This window comes from Mesoterricola sp. JemC181, assembly GCF_055384585.1.
This window is the reverse complement of sequence record NZ_AP045076.1, coordinates 3,519,213-3,538,549: the sequence shown is the minus strand read 5'-3', so window position 1 is coordinate 3,538,549 and position 19,337 is coordinate 3,519,213. Positions and strand designations below refer to the sequence as shown.

At 63.4% G+C, this 19,337-nt stretch carries 17 protein-coding genes; 12 read left to right on the top strand and 5 right to left on the bottom strand.

The genetic code is table 11. From position 1 onward, the window contains the following. The first annotated feature begins 282 nt into the window (after positions 1–282). From ACZ5MC_RS15620 to ACZ5MC_RS15605, 4 genes are all read left to right on the top strand, one after another. Positions 283–1,389 carry an HNH endonuclease gene (locus ACZ5MC_RS15620; protein ID WP_464516222.1) on the top strand — a complete coding sequence of 369 codons (1,107 nt, stop codon included), beginning with the start codon at positions 283–285 and terminating at the stop codon, positions 1,387–1,389. Positions 1,390–1,597: 208 nt separating this feature from the next. Next, positions 1,598–2,242 (top strand): nucleotidyltransferase domain-containing protein, encoded by a 645-nt coding sequence (locus ACZ5MC_RS15615; protein WP_464516221.1) that lies wholly within the window; start codon positions 1,598–1,600, stop codon positions 2,240–2,242. Then, positions 2,229–2,666 (top strand): hypothetical protein, encoded by a 438-nt coding sequence (locus ACZ5MC_RS15610; protein ID WP_464516220.1) that lies wholly within the window; start codon positions 2,229–2,231, stop codon positions 2,664–2,666. The genes ACZ5MC_RS15615 and ACZ5MC_RS15610 overlap by 14 nt, the downstream gene beginning before the upstream one ends. Further along, positions 2,663–3,109 (top strand): hypothetical protein, encoded by a 447-nt coding sequence (locus ACZ5MC_RS15605; RefSeq protein ID WP_464516219.1) that lies wholly within the window; start codon positions 2,663–2,665, stop codon positions 3,107–3,109. The genes ACZ5MC_RS15610 and ACZ5MC_RS15605 overlap by 4 nt, the downstream gene beginning before the upstream one ends. Positions 3,110–3,181: 72 nt before the next feature. On the opposite strand, the gene ACZ5MC_RS15600 is transcribed toward ACZ5MC_RS15605, so the two are convergent. The 5 genes from ACZ5MC_RS15600 to ACZ5MC_RS15580 all read right to left on the bottom strand — a co-directional run bounded on the left by ACZ5MC_RS15600 (position 3,182) and on the right by ACZ5MC_RS15580 (position 11,140). After that, positions 3,182–3,679 (bottom strand): hypothetical protein, encoded by a 498-nt coding sequence (locus ACZ5MC_RS15600; protein WP_464516218.1) that lies wholly within the window; start codon positions 3,677–3,679, stop codon positions 3,182–3,184. Next, positions 3,679–4,575: a hypothetical protein gene (locus ACZ5MC_RS15595; protein WP_464516217.1), complete on the bottom strand. Its 897-nt coding sequence runs from the start codon at positions 4,573–4,575 to the stop codon at positions 3,679–3,681. Before ACZ5MC_RS15595 ends, ACZ5MC_RS15600 begins: the two co-directional genes overlap by 1 nt. Positions 4,576–4,826: 251 nt before the next feature. Beyond that, positions 4,827–6,161, bottom strand: coding sequence for a tyrosine-type recombinase/integrase (locus ACZ5MC_RS15590; protein WP_464516216.1), 1,335 nt, complete (start codon positions 6,159–6,161; stop codon positions 4,827–4,829). A 233-nt stretch (positions 6,162–6,394) separates the two neighbouring features. Beyond that, entirely contained in the window at positions 6,395–7,468 is a 1,074-nt protein-coding gene (locus ACZ5MC_RS15585) for a hypothetical protein (RefSeq protein WP_464516215.1), read from the bottom strand. Positions 7,469–7,636: 168 nt separating this feature from the next. Further along, positions 7,637–11,140 (bottom strand): hybrid sensor histidine kinase/response regulator, encoded by a 3,504-nt coding sequence (locus ACZ5MC_RS15580; RefSeq protein ID WP_306602289.1) that lies wholly within the window; start codon positions 11,138–11,140, stop codon positions 7,637–7,639. Positions 11,141–11,451: 311 nt separating this feature from the next. Between ACZ5MC_RS15580 and ACZ5MC_RS15575 the strand changes: the two genes are divergently transcribed. The 8 genes from ACZ5MC_RS15575 to ACZ5MC_RS15540 all read left to right on the top strand — a co-directional run bounded on the left by ACZ5MC_RS15575 (position 11,452) and on the right by ACZ5MC_RS15540 (position 19,332). Next, positions 11,452–12,225 (top strand): hypothetical protein, encoded by a 774-nt coding sequence (locus tag ACZ5MC_RS15575; RefSeq protein ID WP_306601416.1) that lies wholly within the window; start codon positions 11,452–11,454, stop codon positions 12,223–12,225. Positions 12,226–12,261: 36 nt separating this feature from the next. Next, positions 12,262–14,007 carry a sensor histidine kinase gene (locus ACZ5MC_RS15570; RefSeq protein ID WP_306602288.1) on the top strand — a complete coding sequence of 582 codons (1,746 nt, stop codon included), beginning with the start codon at positions 12,262–12,264 and terminating at the stop codon, positions 14,005–14,007. Beyond that, positions 14,004–15,377: a sigma-54-dependent transcriptional regulator gene (locus tag ACZ5MC_RS15565; RefSeq protein ID WP_306601415.1), complete on the top strand. Its 1,374-nt coding sequence runs from the start codon at positions 14,004–14,006 to the stop codon at positions 15,375–15,377. The genes ACZ5MC_RS15570 and ACZ5MC_RS15565 overlap by 4 nt, the downstream gene beginning before the upstream one ends. Beyond that, entirely contained in the window at positions 15,374–16,072 is a 699-nt protein-coding gene (locus ACZ5MC_RS15560; RefSeq protein WP_306601414.1) for a FecR family protein, read from the top strand. The genes ACZ5MC_RS15565 and ACZ5MC_RS15560 overlap by 4 nt, the downstream gene beginning before the upstream one ends. A gap of 277 nt (positions 16,073–16,349) precedes the next feature. Beyond that, positions 16,350–17,045: a pilus assembly FimT family protein gene (locus tag ACZ5MC_RS15555; protein ID WP_464516214.1), complete on the top strand. Its 696-nt coding sequence runs from the start codon at positions 16,350–16,352 to the stop codon at positions 17,043–17,045. Then, positions 17,027–17,569, top strand: coding sequence for a type IV pilus modification PilV family protein (locus ACZ5MC_RS15550; RefSeq protein ID WP_306601412.1), 543 nt, complete (start codon positions 17,027–17,029; stop codon positions 17,567–17,569). The genes ACZ5MC_RS15555 and ACZ5MC_RS15550 overlap by 19 nt, the downstream gene beginning before the upstream one ends. Next, positions 17,556–18,734, top strand: a complete 1,179-nt coding sequence (locus ACZ5MC_RS15545; RefSeq protein ID WP_306601411.1) for a PilW family protein — start codon at positions 17,556–17,558, stop codon at positions 18,732–18,734. Before ACZ5MC_RS15550 ends, ACZ5MC_RS15545 begins: the two co-directional genes overlap by 14 nt. Positions 18,735–18,747: 13 nt before the next feature. Continuing rightward, positions 18,748–19,332, top strand: coding sequence for a pilus assembly PilX N-terminal domain-containing protein (locus ACZ5MC_RS15540; RefSeq protein ID WP_306601410.1), 585 nt, complete (start codon positions 18,748–18,750; stop codon positions 19,330–19,332). Positions 19,333–19,337: the final 5 nt, after the last annotated feature.

Sequence of the window (19,337 nt, the reverse complement as noted above, 5' to 3'; positions counted from 1 at the left end):
CGCTTGATCTCGGGTCGCCCAATGATTGAGAGAGGGCGCCTTGCCCTTGGGATGGTGATTCAGGCCGTCATCGAGTCTAGCGATAAGTTGAAGATCCGGAATTGCTCTGCAGCATGAAGGTGACCCTCAAGGTGGCGACGCCATCCTGATCCCCCTCAAGATTGCCGGAGCCTAAGTTTCCCTGGAGAACCAGTACGACCTCGATAGAATTGAATATTCAATAACAAATCGAGGGCCCACATGCCTACAAAGCCTACCGCCTCAAGGAGGGTTTCTGCGAAAGTGCTAAACACGATCAAGCGCTCGCATCTTCTGCAGGCCCTTCAAGATTTCCAGAACGGCAAACCCCACGAATTTGTGGCTTCGATCGGCTACGACCTCATCCATGAAGGTGCAACATTCCCTCCCAAGGCAATTCTCGGCCTTGCTGGACAGTACGCGCTAGGCCGAGTGCTCCAACCCGAGGACTTTTCAGGAGGAGAAGGCAGCACTTGTTTTCGAATTCTCCGCAAGGAAGGGTTCACCGTCATTCCCAAGACTGCACCTTTGGCTGAATTCGTTATTGGTAAGACATACAACCGTAAGAAGGATATTCATAAAAAATTCAATGGGCAGGAACAGGGTGGGATCTCTACCCCTGCAGAATGGCCTTATATTTTTCTTTTCACGGGTGATTCAGGAAATCAATTTGGCTACCTTGATCATTGGAATGAAGATCAGTCCGTGTTCACCCTCGCAGGTGAGGGGCAAGAAGGTGACATGGAAATGCAAGGGGGTAATCTTGCCATCCTTGAGCATTCGAAAAACAGCAAAGAACTTCATCTTTTCAAGGCCCTAGGAAAGTACAGGCCGGTGGAGTATATGGGTCGATTCCATTACCAAACGGACCACCTCACCCGAGGAATGGACAAGACAGGCAATGAAAGAAATGTGATTCAATTTGACCTTATCCCCTGGGTTGAGTTTCGTCCAACAGCAGACGCAGCCGAATTGGAAAGTGAGACGGATAAAATCCGAGGGCGTTCCTGGGCAAGCCCACCCAAGGGGCAGAAAAGGCCTGGCCGGCGATCAGCTTCTGAAGGGATGGTTATTGAGCGAGATCCTGGAGTTCGCGCATATATCTTGGACCTCGCGAAGGGGCAATGCGAAGCTTGTGGAAAGGAGGGGCCTTTCAAAGACAAAAGGGGCCGCATCTATTTAGAGGTTCATCATGTATGCCAACTCGCGTATGATGGCTCCGACACTCCCGAAAATGCCGTGGCACTTTGCCCAAACTGTCACCGGCAGTTTCACCATGGTGCCTCGGCAAATCAGCTAATCCAGAATATCTATCAACAAGTGGCTCGCCTAACTCCTGAAACTCCGCAAATTAAGGACGATACAGATTAAGGTAGCCCTCAACTTCCTCGAAGATGGAGTCGCACAATGCTCCTGCACTCGTGGCCCCGCAACTCAACCTTTCTTCCTCCCCAAGCCGGCCATTTTAGGACTCAGCCCCGAACCTCAAACTGATTGATTGGCTCTTCGCTGGGCCTCATTACGATAGATCCCTAATCCCCCCACCCTCAGTTGGATATTTCTGGAAAGTGCATCGGCCATGGCTTGGTTATTTTTAATCGGATCACGAGCTGTCAGCGAGGCCCGGTCCGATTCTGATTGGGATTTCGTCAGGATCGGCGATGATGCCCTTCCAATGAGAGATCACGTTCCTGCGGGCGTGCCAGAGCGGTTGATCAATGTCGTTGACTTCGACGAGGCCACGTTTGCTCAGCTCTATGAGAACGGCAGCCTCTTTCTGCACCACGTTTTCCGGGACGGAATTCGGTTGTCCGGACCAGCCGACTCTTGGGAGCGGCTGCGAAAGGGATTCGAAGTACAGCGGGTGTTTCAGATTGAACTGGAACAGATCCGGGGGCGGCTGGCGGTGATGGACCGGGTTGAAATTTTCGGAAGGACTTTCCTGATGCCCTTAGTCCACGCCCACACGGAGCTCAAGAACCTGGCGATCTTTACCCTGGCCCACCATGGCATCTACGAATTCAACAAACATCGGTGCTTACCTCGGTTGGCTCAACATCTTGGGATTCCACTGATGGTTCAAGACCTCTCCGCTTTTTACAACTATTCTGTCCGGGAACTGGATGTGGACTTGCCCTTCAGCCCGGCGGACGAACCCACGTGCTCAGCGGTCCTACACAACGCCTATCGAATGGCACAGGAGGCTTGCAATGCTTGTCGATAAATCCATGCTTCCAGTTCTAGCGGCCCTATTTCGTGACTATGTCGGTTCTGACGACCCCATGACCTTCATGAGGAAAAACCGCAAACAAATTCAGCAGCACGTGGACACCATCACGGAACAGGTCACCCTACATTTCACAGAGGAGCGCCCCAGAAATTCGATGGGGGCGCGGCAGCTGCTGAGTGGCATTGATCGCAAAGCACTCGCCCATGAGGATGGAATGGTGATCCGATGCCTGGTTGAGGTATTACGTGAGTATGAAGTGTTCTTGGATAAGCGCTATGTGGATACGGCCCAAGTGCTCAACTCCGTCTTCATCGGGAACCTGCGTGATCTATGCCTGAAGCTGGCCTTCCACAGTATCTTTGCAGGATCGCAGGAATCCAAACAATTGGCGGAGATCCTTGGGAGGATCGGTTCATGAGCGACCAGGAACAATCTACCGTTCTTCTCAAGTCCTGGGAATGCATGCAGAACCTTGCGAAGAGCAATGGCGAATCCGCCTGGAAGGTCAAGACCTGGGCCATCTCCGTATGGTCCGCCATGACCGCCTATGCCTATACCTCCCATGCCAAGGAAGTCATCATTGTTGCAATTGTGCTGGTGGTGACCTGCCTACTCGTGGAAGTGTCGATCCGACAGGTCCAGTACAAATTCATCGAGAAGTCCCTTGAGATCGAAAAATGTGTGAACGAAATCCTCGTAGGCGAGATTCCGAGGCTTCCCGCCACCGGCATATCTACCAACATTCAGACTCCCGGCATGTCGGACTTTTTCAAAATGTTCGATCTGCGCCGCTGGATTATTTGGTTGCCAACTTTGATCCTGGTGATGTTTTCATTGATTGCATATCGGCTGCTGCCCTAGTGGCTGGGGCCCAATGGGGGTTCATGTTACAGCTGGAGCTGCAAGTGACTAAATAATTAATTATATGCGACATTATTGCCGGTTTGCCGAGGACAGAATGAAGGATTTGAAACGTATCTCTTCTTTATAGAAGTTGTAAGCTTGATAAATTGCTAAAATCGCTGATGAAATCACTATGACAGCCAGTCTTCCGCAATGGATGATGGTTGGTGCAAGAAGAACAGTTGCAGTGACAGCGAGATTTACAACGGCCCAAAAAAGGCCAATAATAATAAAATCAACAATAGAAATATACTGGTCCCATGATTTAATGCTTTCTGGAAGACTTTCACCCTTGGGAAGCAATATTTCCTTTCCCGATTTTCCAACAAATAGAAGAACCGATAACGGAATTGCTGTTATATATTTAGCTAGTTCTTTTTCGCTTACAAGAATCCATCCTATAGCTCTGAATTTGAGATAGCCCATAAAGAGTAATGCGGTGCAAGTAGCAATTATTAGAAATTCAAATGATATAAATATACCAAATATAATGAGTATGATTCTGTTTGTAATTGCTTTACTGGTCATTATGGATGCTCCATATGCCGTTCTTGCTCAATCCGCTTAAACAAGGCCAAGGCTGTACCAAAGATTACGTCAGGTTCTGCGTCGGTTCTCATTTTGAAACCGTGAACCGTATCAGAAGTATGAACCGGAACAACCTGTTCCCCTTCCATGCCAGTGACTGTACCGTGGCCATAACCATCTGCTGCCATAATGATTGAGGCATCGGTCAAAGACGCTGAAAAACCCGTAGCGATTAAACCATCTAGAGCTTCATTTATAATCGCTTCAACCATTAAATGTAAATCAGAATTAATTCCATTCTCTTTGCCGTTTTCATTTATGTTTAGGGAAGACGAATTCCTATTTATCAAATAGTCTCGAAGCGGTTTCCAAAGAATACCAAATAGCGGATTCGGTGGATATACTTTTGATTTTATTGAAATGATTTTGTCCAATGCTTTAATTTTAATGTAAAATTGCCGAAGGTCATTAATGAATTCTAGCTCGATCGAATTTAATATTTCATTTGTTGTTGCTTGATAAATTTGAGGGAATATTCTGAAAAACTTTGTTCTTTCAATTTGATTTGGAACATGCAGAAAGGCAATACCTGCAAATTTAGGAATATATACGAATGGACTTGAAGCAGAAAGTAGATTCTTTTCATTTTTGTTTTCTTCTGCCTTTTCAGCTTCATTTACAACGCTAAGATCTGCTTCAGGTCTGTATTTTGCCAGTCTGCCATAAAAGTAAGCAATTCCTTCGGTTGATAAAAAGGATTGCCCATCCAGGATTGTCCACTTTGCCTGGCCCAAGGTCAGGATCGCTGGGTTTTCAATGGCCATTGCAACTTGCTCAGCCCGGGCGTTGCCTGCCTTAAGGACTCTAGCGAGACAAAACGTGCCAAATCGTGGCATTTCGTACCCCCTTCGTCTGATCAATAATTGTCAACCGAACTTTTGTCGTTTCTTAATGCTACACACAGCTCGTTCAATCACCCCAAATTTTCCCCGAACGGTCGAAATTGAGGGTTGAACGGTGCTTTTGGGAGCGGGCGATATTCATCTCACTCACGGCTGCCCAGGGTGCCTGTTCGCAGCGGATGCACGGATGGAATCGACAATAGTGGTTGGAGCGAGGTGGCCGTAATCCTTGCTCACCATCCGGGTTAGGCTTTCTTTGATTCCTTGGTGATGACCTTCTCACCGGTTTTTGGGTGCTTCCCTGCCAACGCTGCAGAGAGCCAGTCAGCTGTGGATTGACTGGCTTCAGCCAGGATGCCTCTGGCGCTCATGTGGGTGTAGGTTCCCGTGACACCCGGAAGCTTGTGCCCCAGCAGAGTGTCGAACACCTGGGGAGGGTATCCCAACTCTGCGCATGTAGAGTTGAAGGTGCGGCGGAGATCGTGGATCACGCAGTCGGCTACGAACTCCTTCTTATCGCCCTTGCCTTGCCACTCTCCAAGGGCAGCCCGTTGCACTACCTTTGCCCATGCGCTTTTTGGACTGGACAGGGGACCGGTGGTGGGACCCTTGGTTTCCTTTTTGCTGGCGCCATCCTTGTCTTTTAGCTTCAATCGACGAAAGTATCCGGGGAAGACGAAGCTCGAAAGCTTGTCTTTGCCCCTGCGGTTCAGGATCTCCTTGAGGTGGGAGTTGAGCGGCAGTTCCTTCTTCCCGGCCTTCTTGCTCGTCTTGTGGACTTTGAAGGTCATGGTGCCGCCATCCATGTCGATGTCCTCCCATCGGAGGTTCAGGGCTTCGGCCTTGCGCAGCCCGCTAAGGAGGAGGAACCGGAAGACATCACCAATGAGGGTGTCCAGTTTCTTCTCGTCCTCCATGCCAGCCAGGGCATCACCCAGGGCCGCGAGTTCCTTTTCATCCAAGGTGCGGTCCCTGGCTACTTCAGTCGGCTTCTCGAAGCGGATCACAGGATTGCTGCCGCTCGGCCTCCAGCCCTCACGCTCCGCGATGTTCATAAGCCTGCCCATCATAGTTACTGCCCGGTTCGCCGTTACCGTATGCCCCTCTGCAGCGATGGATTTGTGGATGCGCTTCACGTCGGCAAGCCCAAGGTCGGGAACAAGCCGGGATTCCAGGCCTGGGATCGCCTTGCCCATTTTCTTGAGCAGGGACTCGAAGCAGACCTGGGTATGCTCTCGCAGCTTCGGCTTCTCCTCGTCCCGCCAGACATCCACGAGCGCCTGGAAGGTCTTCTGATTTCGCTTATCCTTCAGGTCGGCCTTTGCGTCCTTGCCGTCCTCATGGAGTTTGCGGAGTCGCCGGGCCTCCTCCCGTGCATTGCTTACCTTCCAGGCTGGGAAGGTGCCAATAGTGCCCTGGACCTTCGTCTTGTCGGCCCTGGTGAATTGAAAGATAAAGCTCTTGGCTCCGCTGGGAGTGACCCGTAGTCCGAATCCGGCAGTTGTGATGTCCCACACCCGCAGCACCCCGCTGCCGGGCTTAAACCGCTCGACCATGCTGTCAGTGATCTTCTTCTTCAAGAGTCCCCCTGTATGACACCATGGTGACACTCTACCGCCGAATCCTCAGCTGTCCATCTGTTTCTTGGATTGTGTTAACTATCAAATTACACTGTCATTTGGGACATGACACTGGATGCCTGTGGACACTCTTAACCGTAGTTCCCTCTATCTCTTAATCAGAGGGTCCAGGGTTCGAGTCCCTGAGGGACCACCAGTCGGAACAGCACTTAGGCCCACCCACAAGGTGGGCCTTACTGTTGTTGCCCTGCTCCTGTCCCGATCGGGAACACCGCCGCCTTCTTCAGTTCGTCAAGGAAGCTCGCTTCCACCCAGTAGATGGCCATCCTTCCGTTCTCGCCCGGACGGCGGTCCAGGTCCTGCAGGCGCCGGAGGGTGATCTTCTCGCCCCGGGCGAACGACTCCTTCCCGCCCCGGGCCGAGGCGAAGAAGAGGTACGTGCCATCCTGGCTGAGGCTGGCGCTTTCCTCGCCGTTCCCGGGGTGATTGATCATCGGGCCCAGATTCCGGGGCAGGCTCCACTGGTCCTTGGCGTTGCGGAAGAGCACATAGTAGTCCAGACCCCCCACGGAATCCTGGAGGCCCATCGCAGCCACGATCATCAGACTCTCGTCCGGCGCGATGAAAGGATTGAAGCGGGCCTTGCCGACCTGGACACGGTCCGGCAACCTTTCTGCGGCCTCGAGGCCACCGCCCCTCCGGCGAGCCCGCCAGATGCTTCCCCTGCCGTCCGCTCCATCCCGGCAGAAGTACAAGGTGCCCTCGCGGGTGGCGGTGGGGAAGAAGCTGCCATCGGGACCGTTGATGTCGGACCCGAGGCGCCGGGGCGCTCCCCACCCTGCGGGTCCGCGCTCCATCACCCAGATCCCCATGGGGGCGGGCGCCTGGGCCTCCGGATCCTCCGGGCGGTCCGACACGAACCAGAATCGCTTGCCGTCCGGACTGATGTGCGGCTCCAGGGTCTTCCACCGTGGATCGGCTGCGAACTCAGGCACTTCGGGTGCGGTCCATCCGGAGGCCGTCCGCCGGACCTCCACGATGGCGCTGTGGACGAAACCCTCGGACGAGACCCGGAAATAGGCTTCATTTCCGTCGGGAGAGAAGGTGATGTCCCGGGTCGTCATCCCTGTGTTCACGAGGCCGGGCGCGAACAGTTTTGGCGTCCTTCCCGGAGCGGGCTGGTTCAGGTAGGGAGCATGGCCGGGCTGGCCCGCATCGGAAACGTGGGAGAACGCTAAGGCCAAGACGTTCAGAAGGACGCAAGCCCATGCCCGCAGCCCTCGATCGAAACGGAAATTGAAGGACATCATCCCTCCTGACAGGCCGTTCCCGGTTGTTCAGACCCGACTATAGCGGCTCTTCGCGCAAGCGTGCGGCTGTCCTGCCGACCTTCGTCCAGGGGGTGCCTTCTTGGACGACCCGGTTGACGGCCATTCTCCGCGACCCATCTCCCCGGGGAGGCCGGCCCGGCGCCTTCACGCCTTTCCGCACGACCCCAGGTTGTATCGCAATTCCTCTATCCCGAAAGGCTTAGCCATAAGCGTGACCTGGTCGTAGGCGGCGACGAGATCCAGCGCGTCCTGGTCGGTCCGCCCCGTGGCGAGCAGCACCGGAATCCCCGGGCAGAGGGCGCGCAGGCGGGGCAGGGTTCCGGCCCCGCCCAGGCCGGGCATGTTCATGTCGAGGATCACCACGTCGGGCCGGTAGCCCTCGCCGAGCCGGGCCAGGGCCTCCTCCCCGCAGGCGGCCGCGGTGAACGTGTGGCCCAGGTACTCCAGGACATTCTGGAGGGTGCTCATCATGAATTCGTCGTCTTCCACCAGGAGCACGTCCAGGACCGGACCGGCGGCCGCCGCGCGGGGTTCCGCCCCGTCCACCGGGGCCGAGGCCGCCGGGGCGCAGGCCGGGAAGGTCATCCTCACCCGGGTGCCCCTGCCGGGTTCGCTCTGGAGTTCCAGTTGGCCGTGGTGGGCCTTGACCGTGCTGTAGACCATGGACAGGCCCAGGCCGGTGCCCTTGCCCACGCCCTTCGTGGTGAAGAAGGGATCCAGGGCGCGGTCCAGCACCTCGCGGGTCATCCCGCTCCCGTTGTCCTCCACCACGGCCTCGATCCTCTGCTCAGGCAGGTTCCGGGTCCGAAGCACCAGGGTGCCGTTCTCCGGCATGGCGTCCATGGCGTTGATACACAGGTTCATGAACACCTGGGCGAAGGAGCCGGCGTCGCCCTTCATGGGCCGCAGCGCCGGATCCAGGTCCAGCTCGAAGCGCACCTTCACCAGGGTCGTGCGCTCCAGCAGCTTGATCTCCTCGCGCACCACGTCGTTCAGGTTCAGCAGGCGGTTCTCCACCACGCCCGCCCGGGCGAAGCTCAGCAGCCCCTTGACCACGTTGGTGCCCCGCTCCGCCGCCTTGACGATGGTCTCGAAGGCCCGGTGCGTGGCGCTGTCCGCTTCATGGACTTCCAGGTTCACCGAGGCCAGGGTCAGGATGGCGCCCAGCACGTTGTTCATGTCGTGGGCGACGCCCCCGGCCAGGAAGCCGAGACTTTCCATCTTCTGGGACTGCACAAGCTGGCTGTGGGAGGCCTGCAGTTCCGCGGTGCGCTCCTTCACCCGCTCTTCCAGGGTGGCCTTGGCTTCCGTCAGCTCCCGGGTGCGCTCCTCCACGCGCTCCTCGAGGTGGGCGTTCCGCCGGGCCAGCGCCCAGGTCCTCCACCGGGCATAGGCGATGGCGCCCGCCACCACGCCGAGGCCCGCCAGCACCCGGAACGTCCAGGACCCCCACCAGGGGGGGAGCACCCGGAAGCGGATGGGCGTTGAATACACCCACGGCCCGCCGCCGGCCTGGCTGCGGACCTGGAAGGCATAGAGGCCGGGGGCCAAACCCGTGTACCTCGCCTCCCGGCCTTTGGCCGCATGCCATTCCGGCTCCAGCCCCTCGAGCCGGGCCCCCAGATGGAGGTCGTCCTGGTGGTGGATGCTGAGGGCGGCGAAACGGGCCTCGAACGTGTTGCTCCGGAAGGGCACGTCGAGGGGCTTGTCCGGGACCTCATGGAAGGACGCCTGGCCCAGGGTGAAGGCATAGGTCCGCAGCACGGGCGGGGGCGGAAGGCCATCGTAGGCCCGCGCCACGAAACGTGCGATGCCGTCGACGGTCCCGATCCACACGTCGCCGTTGGGGTCCGGGAGGAAGGCCATGTTGTTGGTGCCGTCGCTGACGAGTCCGTCGCGGTAGGTGAACACCTCCACGCCTCCACCGGCATGCACGAGGTGCACGCCCGCGCCGGAGCCGACCCACAGGTTGCCGTGGACATCCTCACCCAGGAGGAAGATCGTCAGGGCCGGATCGATCTCCGCGTCGAAATGCTTCAGGATGCGGAACCGCCCCTTGTCGTAGCGGGCCCGCGCCACCCCGAGGTTGCTGGAGTAGGCCAGGAGCAGGTCGCCGTTGCGAAGGGACCGCGTGAAGTCCAGGGCGTCCTCGCGCAGGCCGTCCTGGCGGGTGAAGCGGCGCCATCGGCCGCCTTCGCGGAGGGCCAGGCCATGTTCGCCCGCGGCCCAGAGCCGGCCTTCGGCATCCTCGTGGAGGTCCCCGATGGATTCCCTGGGTGTGCCGCCAGGCAGCGGTTCAGGGGTGAAGCCCCACAGGCTCCCATGGCCGGTTCCCCGCAAAAGGCCGCCTGAATCCGTCGCCACCCACAGCGTGCCCGAGCGGTCGAACACCAGGCGGAAGATGCGGCCATCGGCTCGAACCCCCTGCTGCGGCCCGAATTTAACGGTCTGTCCCGTGGCCGGGTCCCACCGCCGCACCCAGGCCGAGCCCGCCAGATAGAAGGCGCCATCAGGCCCCTGGACCACGGACCGGACCTGGGTGTCCTCCGTTCCGGGGATCATCTGCCATCCGCCGGGCCCCAGCCGGGCCAGTCCCCGCTGGGTCCCCGCGAACATCGTCCCGAACCTGTCCCGGATCAGGCTCCAGACGCACGGATCCGCCAGGCCGCTCTCGGCGCCATGGCTGCGCCAGAACCGGCGGCCCTTGACCCTCCCGAGCCCCCGTCCACCCGCCCAGAGGGCGCCCCCCCGATCCATCAGGACGGCCGCTCCGAGCCCTCCGGGCCACCCCTCCTTCACGCCCATCCTCAGGACGTCCCCCTTGTCCAGCCACACAAGCTCGCTGTTGCCCGGCATCCAGAGCCGTCCCCGTCCGTCCACGTGGAGGCTCACGCCCCCATTGGTTCGTTTCACCGGGAACGGCGCGGGTTCGAACCTCCCCTGCCTGAGGCACCAGAGGGCCTCCGTCGAACGGGCCCAGAGCGTTCCCGTTCCATCCACCGCGAGCGCACGCAGGGGCCGTTTCCCGAAACCCGCGGGGCCCGCAAGCTCCTGCCAGGCCCCGCCCTCCGCCCTGAACACCCGGGCCCGGTGACCATCCCAGGAGGAGGCGACCAGCCCCCCTCCTTCGGGCAGGGATGCAAGGGCGGCAACGGCGCCCCCGGGCCAGGAGGGCATGGTTTCGAAATGATCCCCGGTGGTTTGCCGGTAGGGGCCGGTGGCGGTTCCCACATGGAGGCGCCCCCCGGGTCCGACGGCCAGGGCCGTGATGGACGGGGCCGGATCGGGCAGGCCGGCGCCCACGGCAACGAACCGGTCCCCCTCGCTGCGGGCCAGGCCCCGGAAGGTGCCGATCCAGAGCTTCCCGTCGGGATGGACCAGGACCGCCTGGACCACGCTGCTGGGCAGCCCATTCGGACGCCTAAAGCTCTGGAAGGATTTCCCGTCGAAGCGGTGCAGGCCCGTCTCGGTGCCGACCCAGACGAACCCGTCCCTGTCCTGGCTGAGTGTTGAAATGTTTAGGTCCTGAAGGCCGTCCTCGAGTCCGAATTCCAGCCACTTCAAGCGGCCGGGGGGCTCCGGCGGGCGAGCCCGCAGCGATCCCAGGCCCACCAGCAGGGCCAGGGTCAGCCGCAAGAGGTCGTTCATGGTTGCCAAGGCAGGCCCCCTAGGCTTGCTCCGGACCATGGAAGGGCGATCGTAGCAAGCTTGCTTCTGCTAATTGTTTCAGCTTTTGTAATTTAGCTGGAATGCAAATATTATACAACCAAAGTCCTGGAACCGTGAAGGATCATGGAAGCCGAGGTCCCGGGCGCCCCTCCCGCGGCCCCGTTCCGGCAGGAAGTCCCCCGGATCCATGCCTTCTGCCGACCCCATCCCTTTTTCAAGGGTTGGTGCCCACCCCGGTTCTGGTCATGATGGGAGTCTCGATTCAGATCACCCTGTTCAAGGAGCATTGCGTGGGAAACGGCGTCGGATCCCTTCCTTCCGCCGGGGCATGGGCGCGGATGGGCCTGTTGGCCTGGGTGGCGGCATTCTCGTCCGCGGGTCTCCCTGCCCAGGCGCCCTCGGGCTACCTCGAGGCCGGGATCGGGCGCCGGCAGGGGGACTACGGCCTCGCCACCACCAACCGCCTGGACCTGGCCTACGGCGCGGCAGGCCTGGCCACCTCCAGCTACGACGTGAACGTGGCGGTCCCCTACCTGCGGGTTGAAAGCCAGGAGGGGGGCAAGACCATAAGGACGACCGGGTTGGGGGACGTCCTCGTCCGGGGCCTCCGCCGCATCCTGCCCGAGACCCTCGGCGGCCAGGCCCTGGACGGGGGCCTGGCCGTGAAGCTGCCCACTGCCAAGAAAGACAAGGGACTTGGGACCGGGCTGACCGATGTGGGCGGCTTCCTGGCGGCCCACCAGCGGTTTGGCCGGATCCAGTTCTCGGCGTCCGGCGGCTGGATCCAGAGCTCCTCCAGCAAGGACGCGGCCGGGACTCCCATCCGCGCAGGCATCTACACGGCCGGCGCCGGGCTTTCCTACGAAGGCAGACGTTCCAAGGTCTCCCTCACGTGGCTGGGCCAGGGTTCCCAGTATCCGGGAATGCCCGCCCCGCGGGAGGTCGCGTTGGAGCTGTACCAGAGCCTCGGGTATCCCTTCGCCCTCGGCGCCTCCTTCGGCGCGGGGCTGAACGATGGAGCCCCCAGGACCCGCTTCGGGCTCTCCCTCTCCTACCGCCCCTGAGGATCCGATGCCCGCCCTTGGAGAGGAGGCCCTGCCCTGAAACCGCTCTGGCCCGCGCTGGTCTTTGCCGTCACCCTCGGTCTGCGCCTGGCGGGGATCGTGGATCCGGCCGAGCTGCTCCTCCGCGATGCCCTGCTGCGCCGTCTCCCCTCCAAGCCGGCCGCCAAGGTCGCGGTCGTGCTCATCGACGAGGAGGCCCTCCGCGCGGGCGGCAGCTGGCCCTGGGACCGGGCGCGGCTGGCCGCCCTGGTCCAGGGGGTGTTCGACGCGGGGGCCAAGGGCGTCGTGATCGATCTGCTGCTGCCGGAGGAGAGGGCGGGAGACGCCCTGCTGGCGCGCGCCCTGGAGCGGGGGCCGTCCCTGCTCGCCGCCGGCATGGACGATTCGGGCGAGTGGGTGCTTCCGAACCGGGCCCTGCGGGGGGCCGCGGTGGGACATGTGAGCTACGACCTGGACCGGGACGGGGTGGTGCGCCGGTTCTCCTCCACCAAGGAGCGGGGTGGACGGGTCCTCCCCGCGCTCTCTGTCGCGGCCGCGCGCCTCGGCGATCCGCGCCGGCCGGTGCCCGTGGCCGTGACCCTCCGGCCCGGCTACCGCACCTGGCCGGTCCCCGCGGTGGACGCCGCCACGGTGCTCGCGGGTCGTCCGGCGGAGGCCCTCCGGCAGCGGATCGTCTTCATCGGCATAAGCGCCGCGGGCGTCGGGGACCGGTTCGTCTCGCCCCTTTCCAGGGACGGCTCCCCGGATCCCGGGGTGCTGGTGGAGGCGGTGGCGGCCGAGGCCATCCTGTCCGGGGACCTGATGCGGGAGGCTCCGCCCCTCGTGGACGCGCTGCTGGCCTTCGGCCTCGCCCTCCTGGGGGCCTTCCTGACGGAGGCTCCGGGCCGGGTCCGCCGCGCCCTCGCCCCCGCCGTCCTTCTGGCCCCGCCCTTGTTCGCCCTGGCGGCCCAGGCCTTCCTCAAGGTCGAACTGGCTCCCCTGGCGATGCTGCTGCCCCTGGTCATCCTGGCGGGATTGGCGCGGGTGCGGCGGGCGGGGCGGGCCGAGGGCGACGCACGGTCCCGGATCGAGGAACTGGAGCGCCTCCAGGCCGCCCAGGCGGCGCTGCGGACCCAGGATGCCGAGGCCCGCCGGAGGGTGGCCCACGAGCTCAAGACCCCCCTGACATCCATGAAGGGGCTGGCCCAGCTCCTGGCCCAGTTCAACCTTTCGGTGGAGGAACGGAACCGCGTCGCCGGGATGGTGGTGTCCGAAACCTCACGGCTCGCCCGGATGGTGGATGACCTCCTTGACCTGGAACGCCTGGGCCTGCGGGATTTCCACCGGGACGCCCGGCCCCTGGACCTCTCCGCCCTGTGGGGAAAGCGGGTGGACTTCCTCCGCGCCGGCACCTCGCGGGCGATCACCGCGGACCTGGCCGCCGGCCTGGGGGTGCTGGGAGACCCGGCCCTCCTGGACCGGGTCCTGGAGAACCTCGTCGCCAACGCGGTCAAGTTCTCCCCGGAGGGGGCCCCGGTGGCCGTCGCCCTCCGGGAGGCGGAGGGCTGGGCCGTCCTGGAGGTCGCCGACCGCGGGCCCGGCATCCCCCCCGGGGAGCGGGAGCGAATCTTCGGGCGGTTCGCCCGGGGCAGCGCCCAGGGGATGGCGCAGGGCCTGGGCCTGGGTCTCGCCCTGGTGGCGGAGGTGGTCGCCTGGCACCGCGGCGAGGTCGGGGTCCTGGAGGGCCCGGGGGACGGCAGTGTGTTCCGTGTTAGACTCCCGCTGGTCCGGAGGGCGGAATGACGTGGGTTCTCGTGGTGGACGACGACCTGGCGATCCGTGAGATGGCGGCCCTCGCCCTGGAGAAGACCGGCTACCGGGTGGCCCGGGCCGAGAATCTGGCGGCGGCCCGGCGCGCCATCCGGGACCGGCGGCCGGATGCGGTGCTCGCCGACATCTACCTGCCGGACGGGAGCGGGATGGACCTGCTGAGGGAGGTCCGGGAACTGCCGGATCCCCCGCCCGTCATCATCATCACGGCCAGGGGCTCCATCGAGACCGCCGCCCAGGCCCTGAAGGAGGGGGTCGCGGACTACCTGGCCAAGCCGTTCGATCTCCAGGACATGATCGGATGCGTGCGGGCCGCGCTCCGGCAGCGGGCGCCCGAGGTTCCGGCCGTCGAAAGCGGTCCTGCGAGCGTCATCATCGGCTCGCATCCTTCCATCGTGGAGGTCTACAAGGCCGCCGGCCGGGTCGCGCCCATGCACGTCCCGGTCATGATCTTCGGGGAGACCGGCACGGGGAAGGAGCTGGTGGCCCGGGCCCTCCACAGCTTCGGCAGGCACCCCGAGGGGCCCTTCGTGCCCGTCCACTGCGGCGCCCTCCCCGACACGCTCATTGAAAGCGAGCTTTTCGGCCACCGGAGGGGGGCCTTCACGGACGCCCACCGGGACCGCCAGGGCGCCCTGGCCCTGGCGAACGGCGGGACCGTCTTCCTGGACGAGATCGGCGAGATCTCCCCCGTCTTCCAGGTCAAGCTGCTGCGGTTCCTCGAGGACGGCGTCATCCAGCCCCTCGGGGCGGAACGCCCGGAACCCGTGGAGGTGCGGGTGGTGACCGCCACCTACCGGGACCTGAAGGCCATGGTGGCCAGCGGCGCCTTCCGGGAGGACCTCTACTACCGCCTCGCGGGTTACGAGATCCGGGTCCCGCCCCTCCGGGACCGGCTTTCGGACCTGCCCGCGCTGATCGCGCACTTCCAGTCGCGGTTCCTGGGCGAGCTGGGGCTGCCGGGGATCGGGGCGCTTTCCCGGGACGTGCTGGCGCTCCTGGCGGCGCACCCCTGGCCGGGCAACGTGCGCGAACTGGGCCACGTGGTCCGCCGCGCGCTCATCGAGTGCGGCTCCCTGGACGACCCCGACACCGTGCGGCGCATCCTCGGAGGCCTGGAGGGGCAGGGGGCCGGGACGGCCCTGTCGCCCGCCGCGTTCCAGGCGCCCTTCGTGTCCCTGGAGGAGATGGAGCGGATGTACCTCCTCGCCGTGCTCGCCCATGAGCGGGGGAACAAGACCGAGGCCGCCCGGATCCTCGGCATCGAACGGAAGACCCTCGCCCGCAAGCTCAAGCCGGTCGATGCGTACGGCGTGGACCTGCCGGATGGAGATGAATCATGAATTGGCTGATGGCCCCGCTGCTGTTGAATCTTCTCCAGGCGCCCGTGCCGCAGCCGGACGTTCTCCTGTACCAGTTCGAGGAGGTCAAGCCCTCCGTCCAGCGCTGGCCCGGAGGGGACAGGACCAAGGAACGCAAGGCGGCCCAGGGAGACACCGCCCCCCCGGGGGATGCGGTGCGCACCGGCTGGTGGGGCCGCACGGTCCTGGCCGTTCCCTCCCGCGGCGCCCGGTTCGAAATCCTCGCCAGCACGCACGTCAAGCTCGCGGGGGGGGAGCCGGGGGTGCTGCTGACCCTGGATCAGGGACGCATCATGTGCTTTTTCAAGGCCCTTACCGGAGGCCCGCAGGAGCGGAAGATCGCCGTACCCGGCGCCCTGCTGGCGGTCCGGGGGACGACATACGGGGTGGAGGTGGACTGGGCGGGCCGGACCACCCTGACCGTCTTCGAGGGCGTGGTCGAGGTCCTGGCCAAGGGGCACCAGGGCATGCCGTTCCAGGTGAAGGCGGGCGAAATGTCCACGTTCAGCCCGGCTGAAACGCCGAAGGTGGAGGTCGTCCACGGCCAGGGCTACCTGCACAAGGCCTGGAGCCAGGGCGGGCGCCCGGACACCGTCCTGGCCCCCGGGGCCCGCGTGCCGGCGGTGGTGGGGCAGGGCAAGCCGCACCCGACGCCCGGCGGTCCCAAGACCAAATAGGGCGAGTCGATCGGACCCGCGGCGGGGTCGAGAACGGGTCGAAATGACGCGAAGGCGGCCGGGGAACGGCCGGGAATCCTTCCGGGAGGCCGTGGCACGCTTATTGATTGAAAAAGTGCAAACCGAAGGTCCAGGTCTTGGAATGCCAAGCCCCCCCGCCTGAAATCAGGGTCCATGGAGAACATCAAGGTGGTCTCGGGCAGGTGATCGGCATTTCATTGAGCGCCATCTGTTTCCAAGCCCCGACACCTTCCCCGAGTACGAGAGGACACCCCGAATGCGGACCCAGCCATCCAGAGAATCGGGGTTTTCCCTGACGGAACTGCTCGTGGTCCTGGCCATCGTCGCCATCCTCGCCATCGCCACGGCCTCCAGCTTCGCCCCGAGGACGCCCCGGGCGGTCCAGCATGGCCTGCAGGACGTGCGAGGCATGGTGCTCCAGGCCCGGAGCCTCGCGCTATCCACCGGGCAGACGGTGGTCATGAGGCCCGATTTCACGACGAGCACCGTCCAGTACGTCGCCATCCAGAGCCTTGACCCCGCCAGCCCCGGCTACCTCCAGCTGGAGACCACCCCTCGCCTCACCACCGCCCTGGACGCCTCCTGGCGCCGGTACGCCAAGGTGGGGCTGAGCCTCCCCCTGGCGGCGAATGAAGTGGCGCCCCCGGGCGACGTCGCGGCCATGACGACCTTCATGGGCGGCACCGCCTTCTGGAACGCCCCGCTGGGTTCCTCCTCCCGGCTGTTCGGGTTCAACGCCACCGGCAACCTCCAGTCGGTGGCCGCCTCCGGCGGATCCGCCGCCACCCTGGTGGGGGGCGGCTGGATCGGCGTGACCGGCGCCAGCGCCAACCGTCAGGGCGTGCCCTACGGCGTGGTCCTGGTGAACGAACAGGGAATGACCCTCGCCTTCTACAAGGCGGACAGCCAACTCGACACCCCCCCGGAGCTGAAATGGAAACGCCTGGACTGATGCCGCCTCCCCGCCACGAGGCCGGATTCAGCATGGTGGAGATGCTGATGGTGGCCTTCATCATGGCCATCGGCCTCCTGGGACTGCTGACCCTCCAGGGGGCCTCCCTCGCCTCGGCCACCGCGGGGCGGGAGCGCGGAACCGCCATCCTCCTGGCGCACAACTTCATGGACGCGGTCACCGCGGAGGGCATCTTGAGCTCAGGCGAGCGCATGCAGAGCCCCACGGGCGCCGTGACCACCGGGGGCTACCGCTACATCGATCCCGTCCTCTACACCGCCCACGCCTCCTCCGCGGCCGAGAACCTCTTCTTCGACATCACCGGGACGGCCGTCGCCGCCAACAGCCCGAACCGGATCTTCACCCTCTCCTGGCAGCGGGACGCGGGGGTCCTGGCCGGCCAGAAGAACGCCGTGGCCAACTTCGTCGTCAACGTCCAGTGGCAGGAACTCGTCCGTACCAGCGGGGGCGCCACGGCCAGCGCCTCCAAATACTTCTCGGTGGGGCGCAATGTCCGGATCTGATCTCCCCCTCGCCTCCAGGCGCGGCTTCTCCCTCGTCGAGATGGCCGTGGCCATGGTCTTCATGGGCATCCTCATGGCCGGCATGGTCAGACTCTTCGCCGGGTCCACCTCGGTGATGGTCAGCGGCATGGAGACCATGAACGTCCAGCGCAAGTCGCGCCAGGGCCTGGTGCAGCTCCAGGAGGAGGTCCTGGCCGCGGGGCACCTCTACTACAAGCGCGTCGTCGCCGAGATCGATCCCACCAGCGCCGCGTCCCAGCCCCCCATGCTCATGCAGTCCACGGGCTACGTGCCCCCCGGCGGAACCGCCGCCGTGGACGAGCTCCAGATCGTCCTCGATCTTCCGCTGAACGCCCGGGGCACCCTGGCCGCGGGCTGCGCCCTGGGCGACGCCTCCCTGCAGGTCAACATGTCCTACGGTGGAAACATCATCCAGGCCGGCGACATCCTGTTCGTCCAGGACTCCAACTGGGAAGTGTTCCAGGTGGGCGCCGCACCCAACCCCGGAGGCGCCGTGGGCTTCACGGTCAACATCGTGGGCGCCCAGGAGAATCTGGTCGACGCCTACGGCAATGACACCAACCCCCTGGTGCATGCCCTGGTGCAGAAGCCCCACCTGCCCGGGGCCCAGATCAGCGTCTTCCGTCCCCTCCAGGTGGTGCGCTACACCGTGGTGCCCCGGAACCTGAATCCCGCCGACCCCGCGGCCGTGGTGCCCTGCCTCGTGCGCCAGTCGCAGCCCCTCGCGGGCAACGCCGGCGCCATCTTCGCGCCGGGCACCGCCGCCGTCGTGGCGCCCGCCCAGGAGCAGATCCTCCTGGAGAACGTCGTGGGCTTCACGGTGGACTGGAGCCTGGACGCAGGCAGGACCTGGCTGCGCGCAGGCGGGGCCGGGGACGCCTGGACCTCCATCCGCACGGCCCTGAACCAGGCCCTCGCCGCCAGCGCCAGCCCCCTGACCAAGCTGGCCGCGGGCGGAACCAGCCTGGCCGATCCCTTCTGGATGAACTACGCGCCCGTGCTCATCCAGCTCAACGTCACCACCCGCTCGGAGGTCCAGCGCACCGACTACGCGCGGGCCGGGGCGGCGAGCCCTGTCGCCTACCGCACGCGGCGGGAAACCATCATGCTGTCCCCCCGGAATTTCGGGCTCGGCGCCCCTTGAGGAGATGCTGACCATGCGCTACAACCCCAGGGAAGCTGGAGGCATTTCCATCGTCGTGGCCCTGATCCTGCTGAGCGTGGTCACCGTGGCCGCCATGGGCCTGAGCCGCACGTCGCTGCGGGAGATGCTCATCGTGGGCAACGAGTCCACGGGGCGCAAGGCCTTCGAGACCGCCGACTCGGCCATGGACTGGACCCTCACCTGGGGCAGCCCCTACTCCAACACCGCAGCCGACCCCGCCGCCGCGAGCCTCCAGAGCAGCATGACCGCGCTGCTGGCCGCGATCTACTCGGACACCAACAGGAGCGCCTACACCGACGCTTCGGGCACCATGCGCACCGCTCTGACCGGATCCGTCATCGGCGGCAACATGACGCCGCCGACGTCCTCCTACCTCCAGTCCACCGCCGTCCAGCCCTCCTTCGACGCCGAGCTCCGCTACCTGGGGGCCTACCAGCTGAGCAACACGACCCAGAGCAGCCTCATCAAGAGCAGCCAGAGCCTCTGGCTGCTGCAGACCACGGGCCGGGCCAACATCGCCGGCACCAACCAGTCCTTCGTTTCGCGCCGCGAATCCGTCGTCCAGTACATCAACTAGGCTCC

Bases quoted from the DNA above. Each gene is read 5' to 3' on its own strand.
- ACZ5MC_RS15605 (WP_464516219.1), top strand. From the start codon at position 2,663: ATGAGCGACCAGGAACAATCTACCGTTCTTCTCAAGTCCTGGGAATGC.
- ACZ5MC_RS15595 (WP_464516217.1), bottom strand. From the start codon at position 4,575: ATGCCACGATTTGGCACGTTTTGTCTCGCTAGAGTCCTTAAGGCAGGC.
- ACZ5MC_RS15580 (WP_306602289.1), bottom strand. From the start codon at position 11,140: ATGAACGACCTCTTGCGGCTGACCCTGGCCCTGCTGGTGGGCCTGGGA.
- ACZ5MC_RS15545 (WP_306601411.1), top strand. From the start codon at position 17,556: ATGTCCGGATCTGATCTCCCCCTCGCCTCCAGGCGCGGCTTCTCCCTC.
- ACZ5MC_RS15560 (WP_306601414.1), top strand. From the start codon at position 15,374: ATGAATTGGCTGATGGCCCCGCTGCTGTTGAATCTTCTCCAGGCGCCC.
- ACZ5MC_RS15615 (WP_464516221.1), top strand. From the start codon at position 1,598: ATGGCTTGGTTATTTTTAATCGGATCACGAGCTGTCAGCGAGGCCCGG.
- ACZ5MC_RS15540 (WP_306601410.1), top strand. From the start codon at position 18,748: ATGCGCTACAACCCCAGGGAAGCTGGAGGCATTTCCATCGTCGTGGCC.
- ACZ5MC_RS15610 (WP_464516220.1), top strand. From the start codon at position 2,229: ATGCTTGTCGATAAATCCATGCTTCCAGTTCTAGCGGCCCTATTTCGT.
- ACZ5MC_RS15550 (WP_306601412.1), top strand. From the start codon at position 17,027: ATGGAAACGCCTGGACTGATGCCGCCTCCCCGCCACGAGGCCGGATTC.
- ACZ5MC_RS15555 (WP_464516214.1), top strand. From the start codon at position 16,350: ATGCGGACCCAGCCATCCAGAGAATCGGGGTTTTCCCTGACGGAACTG.
- ACZ5MC_RS15565 (WP_306601415.1), top strand. From the start codon at position 14,004: ATGACGTGGGTTCTCGTGGTGGACGACGACCTGGCGATCCGTGAGATG.
- ACZ5MC_RS15585 (WP_464516215.1), bottom strand. From the start codon at position 7,468: ATGTCCTTCAATTTCCGTTTCGATCGAGGGCTGCGGGCATGGGCTTGC.
- ACZ5MC_RS15600 (WP_464516218.1), bottom strand. From the start codon at position 3,679: ATGACCAGTAAAGCAATTACAAACAGAATCATACTCATTATATTTGGT.